10 protein-coding genes and 1 pseudogene are annotated in these 12,033 nt (G+C 64.3%); 4 read left to right on the forward strand and 7 right to left on the reverse strand.

What is annotated here, in order from left to right:
- Nucleotides 1-54 precede the first annotated feature (54 nt).
- Nucleotides 55-234 (forward strand): annotated as a pseudogene (locus ACFB49_RS03810) (hypothetical protein); the annotation flags it as partial.
- Between the two features lie 30 nt (nt 235-264).
- A complete protein-coding gene (locus tag ACFB49_RS03815; RefSeq protein WP_380879814.1) occupies nt 265-2,082 on the forward strand; it encodes a molybdopterin dinucleotide binding domain-containing protein in 1,818 nt (605 codons plus the stop codon).
- Here ACFB49_RS03815 and ACFB49_RS03820 read toward each other — a convergent pair.
- From ACFB49_RS03820 to ACFB49_RS03850, 7 genes are all read right to left on the reverse strand, one after another.
- Nucleotides 2,079-2,777 (reverse strand): c-type cytochrome, encoded by a 699-nt coding sequence (locus ACFB49_RS03820; RefSeq protein ID WP_380876162.1) that lies wholly within the window; start codon nt 2,775-2,777, stop codon nt 2,079-2,081. The two genes, ACFB49_RS03815 and ACFB49_RS03820, sit on opposite strands and share 4 nt — an antisense overlap.
- A gap of 4 nt (nt 2,778-2,781) precedes the next feature.
- Nucleotides 2,782-3,150 carry a cytochrome C oxidase subunit IV family protein gene (locus ACFB49_RS03825; RefSeq protein ID WP_380876164.1) on the reverse strand — a complete coding sequence of 123 codons (369 nt, stop codon included), beginning with the start codon at nt 3,148-3,150 and terminating at the stop codon, nt 2,782-2,784.
- A gap of 10 nt (nt 3,151-3,160) precedes the next feature.
- Nucleotides 3,161-3,859 carry a heme-copper oxidase subunit III family protein gene (locus ACFB49_RS03830; protein WP_380876165.1) on the reverse strand — a complete coding sequence of 233 codons (699 nt, stop codon included), beginning with the start codon at nt 3,857-3,859 and terminating at the stop codon, nt 3,161-3,163.
- Between the two features lie 19 nt (nt 3,860-3,878).
- Complete coding sequence (locus tag ACFB49_RS03835) at nt 3,879-4,586, reverse strand: heme-copper oxidase subunit III (protein ID WP_380876168.1); 708 nt, start codon at nt 4,584-4,586, stop codon at nt 3,879-3,881.
- Complete coding sequence (locus ACFB49_RS03840) at nt 4,583-6,328, reverse strand: cbb3-type cytochrome c oxidase subunit I (protein ID WP_380876170.1); 1,746 nt, start codon at nt 6,326-6,328, stop codon at nt 4,583-4,585. Before ACFB49_RS03840 ends, ACFB49_RS03835 begins: the two co-directional genes overlap by 4 nt.
- On the reverse strand, nt 6,328-7,188 hold the full coding sequence (locus ACFB49_RS03845) for a cytochrome c oxidase subunit II (protein WP_380876172.1): 861 nt from the start codon (nt 7,186-7,188) through the stop codon (nt 6,328-6,330). The genes ACFB49_RS03840 and ACFB49_RS03845 overlap by 1 nt, the downstream gene beginning before the upstream one ends.
- Nucleotides 7,189-7,439: 251 nt before the next feature.
- Complete coding sequence (locus ACFB49_RS03850) at nt 7,440-9,248, reverse strand: DUF885 domain-containing protein (RefSeq protein WP_380876175.1); 1,809 nt, start codon at nt 9,246-9,248, stop codon at nt 7,440-7,442.
- A 229-nt stretch (nt 9,249-9,477) separates the two neighbouring features.
- On the opposite strand from ACFB49_RS03850, the gene ACFB49_RS03855 reads away from it, so the two are divergent.
- Nucleotides 9,478-9,675, forward strand: a complete 198-nt coding sequence (locus ACFB49_RS03855) for a hypothetical protein (protein WP_380876177.1) — start codon at nt 9,478-9,480, stop codon at nt 9,673-9,675.
- A gap of 198 nt (nt 9,676-9,873) precedes the next feature.
- Nucleotides 9,874-12,030 carry a S8 family peptidase gene (locus ACFB49_RS03860; protein WP_380876180.1) on the forward strand — a complete coding sequence of 719 codons (2,157 nt, stop codon included), beginning with the start codon at nt 9,874-9,876 and terminating at the stop codon, nt 12,028-12,030.
- Nucleotides 12,031-12,033: the final 3 nt, after the last annotated feature.

Raw genomic sequence — 12,033 nt, forward strand, 5'->3', positions numbered from 1 at the left:
GTTCGCCATGTCGGCTTGTCATGTTATATGCCAGTTGGACGAAAAAGGCATCGCATGGCGCAAGACAGCATTGTAGCGGGCAATTCTGCGGTTCGATCGGTGCGAACGCATTGCCGATGTTGCTCGGCGGTTTGCGGTATCGTTGTCGAGGCGGTCGGCGACGAAATTCTCCGCGTTCGCGGCGATCCCCTCGATCCTCGATCGAGCGGTTATATCTGTCCAAAGGGTGCGTCGCTGCCGGCATTCCATCACCAGGATGGTCGCTTGCTGCATCCGCGACTTCACGGCTTGCCGTCGGCGTGGCGCGCCGTGCTCGACGATGCCGGCGCGAAATTGCGGGACGCTCTGGCCATAGGCGGCGAGGAGTCGATCGCGATCTATCAGGGGACGGGCCACGTGCTCGACAGCCTGGGCATGAAGGCGCGTGCGGATCTCGTCGCGCAAATGCCGGGCATCCAATTCTATTCGGCTGCGACGGTGGACGTGGCGCCGGCGCTGGTGGCCGCCGAAACGGTGACGGGCTGGCCGGATCTGTTGCCTGTCTGGACGCCCGAAAATCGGACCTGCCGATTTGCCCTGTTCCTGGGTTTCAACCCATTGGTTTCACATGGCTATGTGACGATGCTGCCGAACCCGGCCGACCGGATCCGCAGCTTCCAGGCGGCCGGTGGCGCACTGTGGGTGGTGGACCCGAAAGTTACGCGGACGGCCAAGGCAGCGGATCGGCATCTGTCGATCAGGCCAGCCAGCGACGCCTGGCTGCTGGCGTGGCTGCTGCGCGAATTGCTGCGCGACGGACGCGAGACGCCCCCGGGCGTGACGGCGGATGATGTTCGCGCGCTGCAAGACGCCACCCAGGAGGTGACGCTTGACCGGGTGGTGGACGAGACGGGTCTGACGCCGAACACGATCTGCGATTTGGTCGAAAAGGCGGGGGATGCGCGGCAATTTGCCATCGTCGCCGGCACCGGGATCACGCTGGGGGCCAACGCGCTGCTCGTCGAATGGCTGAGATGGGCGATCCTTGCCGTCACCGGTTCGCTCGACAGCGCCGGCGGGATGATGTTCGACCCGCTTTGGCTCAATGCGCTCGATCGCCGCCCGCCTGCACAAGCCCATTCGGACGCGGTGGCCGACGGCCCGAAAAGCCGGCCGGACTTGCGGCGCGTGTTCGGTGAATTTCCGTCCGTTGCCATAGCAGACGAGATCGCTGCCGGCCGCATTCGATGCCTGATCGTGCTTGGCGGCAACCCCTTGACGGCGCTGCCCGATCCGGAGCGCACCATCGCGATGCTGGGCAAGCTCGACGCGCTGATCGTGCTGGATATTCTGGATACGCCGCTGGGGAAACTTGCCACGCACGTCCTGCCGGTCGCGGGGCAATTGGAGCGCGCCGACGTGCTTGTCGAAAGCCACACGATGCTGGCGCCCGCGGTGGTCCCGCCCGTCGGATCGCGAAAAGCATCGTGGCGCGTGCTTGCGGAACTTGGCGAGAGGATGGGCACGAGCATCTTCGGAGGCAGGAACGCATCCGAGTTGACGGACGAGGATGCCATGCGGTTGTTGGTGGAGGCGGGGCATGGCGATTTCGCTGCTCTGCAAGCTGCGGGACCGGAAGGCATCGCTCATGCGCGACGGCCCGAATGGGTGCGACACGGGCTGCTGGCGGACAATCGCTGGCGGATTGCGTCACCGGCTTTCCTGGCGCGGTTGCGCGATCTGATTGGTCGGCCGCCCGCCGCCGCGGGTTTGCACTTGCTGAGCGGGCGGCAGATCGGGCGCGTCAATTCGACCGGCTACGTTCCATCGGCAAAAAGTCGTGAACGCCCGACCATTCACATCAACCCGGCGGATGCCGCAAATCTCGGAATTGCCGACGGCCAGCTTGCGACCCTGAAATCAGACGATGGGTCACTTCTGGCGAGAGCCGAGCATGATCGGTCGATGCCGATTGGCGGGGTTGCACTTGCGCACGGCTGGCCGGCGACAAACACGGCGACATTGGTGACCGCCCGTCGTGTCGATCCGCTTACGGGCCAGCCAGCGATGACGGCTTTGGCCGTCGAAGTCATTCCAGCTTAAGGCGCTGCCGTCTTGGCCGGCGCCGCGGCAACGACCGGTTTGGGCGGCGGATAGGGCAGGGGCTTGGGGCTGAGGCTGGCGAGGTAGGCGATCAGGCTGGCGCGGTCGGCGGGGTTGCGGATGCCGGCGAAGGCCATCTTGTTGCCGGGTATCTCGCGCGCCGGGGCGGTCAGATATTTGTCCAGTTCCTCATAGGTCCAGGCGCCGGGTTTGCCGGCGACGGCCGCGGAATAGGCAAAGCCCGCGTGCGAGCCGATATCACGGCCGACCACGGCCCACAGGTTCGGGCCGGTGCGGTTGGGGCCGCCGGCTTCGAAGGTGTGGCAGGTGAGACAGACCTTTGCGCTGCCCTTGCCCTTGTCGACATTGGCCGAGGCCAGCAGCGTGCCGAGATCGGGCGGCGGGGCGGCGGGTGTTGCTGCCCCCGACATGGCGGGCATGACGACAGTGCCGCGCTCGACATTCGTCATGTAACCGGCGAGCCGCGCCTTGGCCGCACGGGTATCGAGCCCCTGCGGCCAGCCGCGCTGAAGATCGGCGAGATCGACCGGATCGCCAACATCCGCGGGCGCATAGGCCGGATCGCCCGGATAGATGGGCTGGAACAGCCGCTTGGCGAACATCGTCGCGCCGCCGGCGGTGGCGACGGCCAGCGCGACGGCGGCGATGACATTGGTCCATTTCCAGCGGTTCATCGCCTCAGCCCCCGAAATCGAGGAACAGGACGCGGGTCCAGAAGGTGTAGTTGGACTCGATCAGCATCAGCCCCACCAGCGTCGCGAGGCACAAGGGCGGGACGAGGATGGCATAGACCAAAGCCAGCCTTTCCCACGCCATGTGCATGAAGATCGCGACGATCAGCCCGGCTTTCAGCAGCATGAAGGTGATGATCAGCACCCAGCGCATGATGCCCTGGACCTGGAAATAATCGACCGCATAGGACATCGCGCTCAGGACGAATAGATAGCCCCAGACCTTGAAATAGACGCCCAACGGATGCTGCTGCCCAGGCTCGTTGGTGGCCGGCGGGAGCGTTTCGTCATGATCGTGATGCGTTGCGTGGTTCATGGCCGCCCTCTCACCACAGATAGAAGAATGCGAAGATGAAGACCCAGACGAGATCGACGAAGTGCCAGTAAAGGCCGGCGATCTCGACCGCCGAATAGTCGCCGCGCCGGTCATAATGGCCGCGCGCCACCTTCGACGCGACGATCAGCAGCATGATCACCCCCGCCGAGACGTGGAGACCGTGGAAGCCGGTGATCATGAAGAAAGATGCGCCGAACTGCGCCGCGCCCATCGGGTTACCCCAGGGGCGCACGCCTTCCTCGAAGATCAGCTTCGTCCATTCGAAGGCCTGCATGCCGACGAAGGTGGCGCCGAGCAGGGCGGTCGCCAGCATCAGAAGCGCGGTCACCTTGCGGTTGCGGCGGTATCCGAAGTTGACCGCCATCGCCATCGTGCCGCTCGACGAGATCAGCACGAAGGTCATGATCGCGATCAGGATCAACGGGATATGGTGGCCGAAGATGGTGAGGGCGAACACCTCACTCGGGTTCGGCCAGGGCACCGTCACCGAAGACCGCATCGTCATGTAGGAGGTGAGGAAGCAGGAGAAGATGAAGGTGTCCGACAGGAGGAAGATCCACATCATGGCCTTTCCCCAGTGGACGGCCTTGAACACCTCCTGATCGGCGGCCCAATCCGCCCCCAGCTCGCGCAGCGACGGCGGCACGGGATCGGCAGGATCGGTTTTGGTCAATACGGTTTGCGACATTGTCCCCAGCCTCCGCCGGTCAGGTCATCAGCATCAATCCGAACATGGCTAGCCACACGAGCAGCAGGAAATGCCAGTAGCGGGCGCAGAGCGTGACGCTGCGTTCGACCGCCATGGGTACGGCAGCGGCAAAGGCACGCTGGGCGGTAACACCCCACGCGACCAGCCCGCCGATGATATGCACACCGTGCAGCCCGGTGATGAGGTAAAGAAAGGCGATCGCGGGATTGCCGCTGAGGAACTGGTTGGCGGGCGCGGTCAGCGGATCGCCGCTAACGGTGCAGATGCCGCTGTGGAGCGCGAGGAAATAACCGGATTCCGCCAGTTGCCGCCACAATGTCACCTGGCCGACGAGAAACAGGATACCGAGCGCACCGCCGGCGAGCAGGCCGAAGCGGAGCAGGAACGAGCGGTTGCGGTGCGCGCCCGTCTGTGCGGCGTGGAAAGCGAGGCTGCTCACGATCAGGACCGCGGTGTTGACCCAGAGCAAGGGCGGTTCGGTGATCGCACCCCAATCGCCCGCGCCGTGGCCGATCGGGCCGTGGACGCCCATCCGCATGAAATAGGCCGAGGTGACGAGCAGGAATATGACCGCGACCACGCACAGGAACACGCCGATGAAGATGCCGGGATCGAACGGCCCTTCGCGATCATCCCGCGCGATGGCGGCCGCATCGAGGCCGGGCGTCTCCCAGGATTTTTCGGTTAGGGTGGCGATCAGGCTCATGTCGGGTGCCGCCGCTCGCCTTCGGCAGGCGGCTCGTTCTGCGGGATGAAATCGCGCGGTGCGCCGGGCACGCTATAATCATAGGCCCAGCGATAGACGACCGGCAGGCGCGGCCCCCAATTGCCGTGGCCGGGCGGCATATCCGGCGTCTGCCATTCGAGCGACGCGGCGCCCCAGGGATTGCGTTCGGACTTCGGCCCGCGGAACAGGCTCCAGAACATGTTCACGAAGAAGATGATCTGCGCGACTGCGACGATCAAAGCGGCGATCGTGATGGATTCATTCGCGGTGTGCGCGGACTGCGGGATGAAGGCAGTCTCGCCCAGCGCATAATAGCGCCGCGGGACGCCGAGGAAGCCCAGATAGTGCATCGGCAGGAAGATCGAATAGACGCCGAGGATCGTGATCCAGAAATGGAGCTTGCCGAGCTTCTCGTTCCACATCCGGCCGGTGATCAGCGGATACCAGTGGTAGATCGCGCCGAAGATCACCAGGATTGGGGAGACGCCCATCACCATGTGGAAATGGCCGACGACGAAGAAGGTGTCGCTCAAGGGCACATCGACGCTGACATTGCCTAGGAACAGGCCGGTCAGCCCGCCATGGATGAAGGTGAAGAGGAAGCCGATCGCGAACAGCATAGGCACGCGCAAATGGATGTCGCCGCGATAGAGCGTCAGCAGCCAGTTATAGACCTTGATCGCGGTCGGGATGGCGATGATCAGCGTTGATGTCGCGAAGAAATAACCGAAATAGGGGTTCATCCCCGACACATACATATGGTGCGCCCAGACGAAGAAGCTGAGCGCGCCAATGATGACGATCGCCCAGACCATCATCCGGTAGCCGAACAGATTCTTGCGCGCGTGGATGCTGATCAGATCGGAGACGATGCCGAAGGCGGGCAGCGCGACGATATAGACTTCGGGATGGCCGAAGAACCAGAAGAGATGCTGGAACAGGATCGGGCTGCCGCCCTGATAGCCGAGTTCCTTCCCCATCGAGAGGACCGCCGGCATGAAGAAGCTGGTGCCGACGATGCGATCGAGCAGCATCATGATCGCGGCGACGAACAAAGCCGGGAAGGCGAGCAGGGCCATGATCGAGGCGATGAAGATGCCCCAGACAGAACAGGGCATCCGCATCATCGTCATGCCCTTGCATCGCGCCTGGAGGACGGTCGTCACATAATTGAGGCCGCCCATGGTGAAGCCGACGATGAACAAAGCGAGGCTCACCAGCATCAGGATGATGCCATATTGGTGGCCGGGCGTGCCCTCCAGGATCGTTTGCGGCGGATAGAGCGTCCAGCCCGCTCCGGTGGGCCCTCCGGGGACGAAGAAGCTCGATACCAGCACCAGAACGGCGAGCAGATAGACCCAGTAGCTCAGCATGTTGACGAACGGGAACACCATGTCCCGCGCGCCCACCATCAGCGGGATCAGGTAGTTGCCGAACCCACCGAGCAGCAGCGCCGTCAGCAGATACACCACCATGATCATGCCGTGCATGGTCACATATTGGAGATATTGCTCCGGCTGGATGAAGTGGAAGGTATCGGGGAAACCGAGTTGGAGGCGCATCAGGCCGGAGAGGACGAGCGCGACAAGGCCGATTGCGATCGCGGTCAGCGAATATTGGACGGCGATGACCTTGTGATCGAGGCTCCAGACATATTTGCCGATCCATGTCTTCGGATGGTGGAGCGGCGTGAGATCGTCGGCGAGGGTAACGGTTGCCATCAACGAACTCCCTTCGCTACCCTGCCGGTCGGGTCAGCCTGAGCCAGACGGGTCTCGTCGGTCCGCGCTTGCGCCAGCAACTGCGAGTAGGTCGGCTGTTCGGCCAGCCAACTGTCGAACTCGCGCCCACTCACCACCGTCACGGTGCCGCGCATCATGTGATGGCCGGTGCCGCACAGCTCCGCACAGAGGATCTCGTAAGTGCCGATCTTGGTGGGCGTGACCCAGAAATAGGTGACGATGCCGGGGACGAGATCCATCTTCGCGCGGAATTGCGGCACGTAGAAATCGTGGAGCACGTCCTTTGACCGCAGCACCATCTTTACGGGCCGGTCGATCGGGAGCCGCAGGTCCGGAGATTCGATCAATATGTCGTCACGCCCGTGCGGATCGCGCGGGCTGAGCCCAAAAGGGTTTTCGGGGCTCATGTGCCGCACATTGGTGGTGCCGAGCACGCCATCCTTGCCGGGGAAGCGGAAACCCCATTGCCATTGCTGGCCGGTCGCCTCGACCACCGCGGCGTTGGCGGGCACCGTGACATATTCGTGCCAGGCGACCAGTCCGGGCGCGAGCATCCCGGCGATGCCTATGCCGGTCCAGAAGGTCAGCCGCTTTTCGAGCCGGGTGTTTTCGGGCTCATAATGGGCGGTGTGGCCGGGCCGATGGCGATAGCGATAGATCGACCAGGCCATGAACAGGTTGAGCGTGACGAATGCGGCAGCGCAGATCCACAGCGTGACGTTGAGTGCGGTGTCGATCGAGCCCCAGTTGGACGCAAGCGGGGTCTGCCACCATGGACTTGCCAAGTGGAAAATGATCGAGCCCAGCACCAGCAGGGCAATGACGATTGCCACAACCATCCTCGATCCCGTCCGTGGCTTGGGCGCCCGGGATGCCGAGGTGGAGCCTTAAATGGTTCAACCCGGCACGCGGGAAACCGACCAACTCTATGAGGACAGTATATAGATCGGCCGGCCTTTGGGAAGCGGCGCTTTGGGATGGCGGGCGAGAGCGCGGTTCCCGCTTTGGGACGGGGGTTGCTCCTGGACGCTCTCCATCGTCACCCCGGACTTGTTCGGGGTGACGAGGAGATTTTACGCGTACGTAAAAACTATGCCCGCGACCGCACGATCTGTTCGAGCACGGTGAGCGGCATCGCGCCGAGCAGCAGCACATCGTGGAAGTGCTTCAGATCGAAATTCGCGCCCTGCTTCGCTTTGGTCTCTTCGCGCAGGCGGTTCCAGACGGTGTGGCCGATCTTGTAGCTGCACGCCTGGCCGGGCCAGACGGTGTAACGGTCGATTTCGCCCTGGCTGCGGCCGCGGGCGATGCCGGTGGTGGCGATGAGATAATCGGTCGCCTTCTCGCGGCTCCAGCGCTTCACATGCATACCGGAATCGACGACCAACCGCGTCGCGCGGAACAGCAGCGACTGGAGGTAGCCGACGCGGCCCAAGGGGGCACCCTCATACATGCCCATCTCGTCGGCAAGCTGCTCCGAATAGAGCGCCCAGCCTTCGCTATAGCCGCTGAAGAAGCCGCGGCGGCGGATGAGCGGGATTTCCGCGGATTCGAGCGCGAGCGTCACCTGGAGATGGTGGCCGGGCACCGCTTCATGGTGGGACAGCGTGGCTAGGCCGAACTTCGGCCGATCGAAGGTGTCGCGCAGGTTGATGAAATAGATGGCCGGGCGCGAGCCATCGAGCGGGGCGTTCTGATAATAGCCGCCCGGTGCGCCCGCCTGGATGGTGGGGGGCACGCGGCGCACCTCGACCGGGGCCTTGGGCAGGGTGGAGAAAGCTTCGGGCAGGCGCGCATACATCGCCTTGATCTGGGTGTTGAGCAGATCGAGGAGTTGCCCGCGTCCTTCGTCGGTGTTGGCGAAAAGTTGGTCGGGGCGCTTGTTGAGCTCGACCATCCGTTCGCCGACGGTGCCTTGGCTCATCCCCTGCGTCTTGAGGATCGCGTCGATCTGGCTGCTGATCTCGGCGACCTGCTCGAGCCCGAGCTTGTGGATTTCGTCGCCGCTGAGCTTGGTGGTGGTCGCGGCTTCGGCGGCGGCCGCATAATAAGCGTCGCCATCGGGCAGGCGCCAGCAGCCCGCATCATGCGTCGCCTTGGCGCGAAGCTCAGTGACGAGCGCGCGCTGGCGATCGAGCGCGGGGAAGACCTGCTTCGCCACGATGTCCTCGGCCTTGGCGGCGAGATCGGCGGGCAGGCTCGCGCCCTTGAGCTTGCCCGCGAAGGAACTGACCAGCACCGTCTGCGCCGCCGGCTGATCGCGCAGCGACGACAGCAATTTCAGCGTCGTATCGAGGATATAGTCCGGCGCGAATACGCCCTTGGCCGCATCCTCGCGCTGCTGCGTCGTATTGTCGTCGATCGACTTGGCGAGCGCGGTCACACGGGCGAGATAGGCTTCGGCATCGGCCTGGTTGGCGACGCGGTGCTGCGAATCCAGGAAATCGGGGACATCGCGATAGGCACCGGTAAGCTGGCTCAGCACATAAGGCGCGAGCCGGCCGGCGGACTGGCCGTACTGGAAACGGTCGGTCGCGCCGATGTCGCGTTCGAGCTGATAGCGGACGACATCATAATCGACGGCGGCCGCGCTGCCGAGCTTCGACCGGTCGATGGCCTTGATCGCGGCAAGCTCGCTTTTGGCGCGAGCGGCCCGGCGGGCGCGGCCGGCGGCGGATTCATCGTCGAGCCTGGAGCGCAGGACAGCGCGCTCGCCGGTGTCGAGGCCGAGCCGCGTCGCCTGTTCCGGGCTGTCATCAATGCGGGCGTAAAAAATCTTGTCCAGCAGTGTCTTCAGCCGGGCATCCGCGGCGCCGGCCGTCTGGGCCAAGGCGGTGCCCGGAAGCGTGGCGGAAAGGGCAAGCGCGCCTGCGCTGGACATGAAGGAACGGCGATCCATCTGATTTTCCTTATCGGTGATGGCCCTTGGCTAGTGGGCCGCCCCTCGACTGTCCATTGCGAAGGGGCGTGGCCTTTTCGCAACAGGCCGCGCGACAAGCGTTGCCATGCCGCCAATGCAATCGGTTTAGTCGATAATAGGTGCTATATCGTCGACGAGCCGTTCCGCGGCGTCGCGGAACTTGCTCATCAGGGGGAGCAACTACACGCGGCAGCATCGGAGAACGTCCATGACGAAGCATTTCTCTCGGACAGAACTCGAAAATGTCGGTTATCGGCTCGTCTATCGTGCGAATGAAGTGAATCACTGCCCGGGATGCGGGAAGATGCATTGGTTCGTCGGACGGAAGAGCGCGGAATGTGCCTTCTGCGGTACGGCTTTGCCGCTCCAGCACGCGATGACCCCCGAACTGAACGAATTCGTCTGACCGTCGCCGGTTGATGGCGCATTGTTCCGGGGCGTTGTTGCGTGACTTGGTGATCGTCGCCGATTGATCGGCCGCGGATGGCGCGTGCAACGCCAAAGGGTGGCGTATGGCTGGCTTCGACCAGCTTCGGCGGATGCTCGTCGCATCGTTAGCGGGTCGTTAACTAAGAAAATCCATCTGCGGGACGAAGGAGCCCGCATGATTCACCCTCTTCGTACCGGTTCAGCTCTCATCCTCGCCGCGTCGCTGAGCGCCTGTGGGGGCGGCGGGGGCGTCAATAGTGCGGGATCGAACGGCGGGACGATCGGCACGCCGACACCGACCCCGACGCCAGCTCCGACCCCGACGCCCACCGATACCCGCGAGATGCGCTATTTCGATGCGAGCGCGGCCGCGGTGAATGGCGCCTATATCTTCACGTCCGGCTGGCAGGGGCAGGGCGTCACCGTGGGCGTGATGGATGACGGTGCGGTTGCCACCACGGACCTTGCCGGCCAGATCGATACCGCCAATTCGCGGGACTTCGGGCAACGGCTGGCCACCGGCCAGCGCCGCAATGCGATCGGCGACAGCGAATCCGATCATGGCACGCAGGTGGCGACCGTCATCGCCGGCAAATATGACGGGGCGGGCACCGTCGGCTTCGCACCCAAGGCGCGGATCGCGGTGCTGCGCATCACTGATGTCGACACGGACGGCAGCGAGCTGTTCGACGGGGGGAACAATATCGAAGCGCTGGATTTCGCCGCGGCGCGGGGCATCAAGGTCGTCAACCGATCGCTTGCCGGCGGGGACTTTCCGGAATTCGCGGCGGCGGCGGAGCGTTATGCCGGCACCGGCGGCCTGCTGGTCAACAGCGCGGGCAATGACGGAGAGCCCGAGCCCACCGAGGCGCCCAATCTGACGGCCGCCAATCGCGCGAGCTGGATCATTGTCGGGGCGATCGGCAGCGGCGGGACGCCCACCATCGCCGATTATTCGAACCGGGCGGGCAGTGCCGCGGATCGCTTCGTCGTCGCGCCCGGTTCCAACATCACGACCGGCGTCGACGGCCAGGCCGCTCCGTTCTCAGGCACCAGCTCGGCCGCGCCCGTCGTGAGTGCGCTCGCCGCCGACATCCTTTCGAAATGGCCTCAACTCACCGGCCAGCTGGCCGGCGACATCATCCTGACGACCGCGCAAGACCTGGGTGCACCCGGAGTCGATGCCATCTACGGACATGGCCTCGTCGATTTCCGCGCCGCGCTGTCACCGGTCAACCCCACCCTTTCGAACGGGATCACGCAGACATCGCTTGGCGATGCGGCGATGATGGTGCCCGAAGCGATCGATCCGACGCTGATCCAGACGGCGCTGACTGATGTGACGTTGCTCGATGCTTACGGCCGCGATTATGCGGCGTCGCTGTCGGGGATGGTGGTCAAGCCCGATAGCCGGGATGCGCGCTGGTTGCGCCGGCGGATCCGCAGCCTTGCCGGGGGCGGCCAGGCGGCGATCAGTGCCGGTCCGCTGAGCGGTAGCTTCGGCTATACCAGCAGCCCTGTCGATCCCGAAGGAAACCGGCGTTCGGCGATGACGACGGGGGAAGTGGCGTTCCGAGCCGGACGCACCACGTTTCACGCGGCCTATAACGCTCAGGACTCGCTGCAGCGTGACATCATGGGTCTAGCGCCGGTATCCAACGCCGTGCTCGCTTATGCGCCGCAGATCGACGCCAGCGCCGGCTTCGATCGAGCGATGGCGGTGGGCCGGGTGGGCTTCACTTTCTCGAATGGCGGCATGGATGGCGTAACAGCCAGCGCCATCACCGCATCGCTGGTGCGGGGTGCGACGGAGCTGCGGGTCAGCCTGATCGATGAGGAGGCGGCGGTGCTGGGCGCTCGGTCCAGCGGTGCGCTCAAGCTCGGGCGCGGCGCCACGACGGCCGTGATCGAAGCGCATCATCGGCTTGAACTCGGCGAGTGGAGCGTGGAAGGCTATGCCTCGGTGGGCGCGACCCAGCTCAAGATCGACCGCGCTTCGCTGATTACCGATGCCACGCCGCTGATCGGCAACCGCTTCGGCGTCCAGGCGACGCGCCCGGCGCTTGGCGGGGCGCTCAGCCTTGGCGTTGCGCAGCCGCTGATGATCGAAAGCGGCACCGCCCACCTAACCTTTGGATCGGGCTATGACGTCACCACGCAGACGCTGCGTTTCGCCAATGTCGACGTGCCACTATCCGGCGAGCGCCGTTTCACATTGACCGCGGGCTATGCGCTGGCGACCGCCATTGCCAATGTGTGGCTGGGCGTCATGCACGATGTCCGCGACGCTTCGACCGGTGCGATCCTGAGCCTGGGTGTCCGGCTACCCTGACAA

Source organism: Sphingomonas sp. DBB INV C78, assembly GCF_042693015.1.
In the GTDB taxonomy this organism is placed as follows: Bacteria; Pseudomonadota; Alphaproteobacteria; order Sphingomonadales; family Sphingomonadaceae; genus Sphingomonas_E.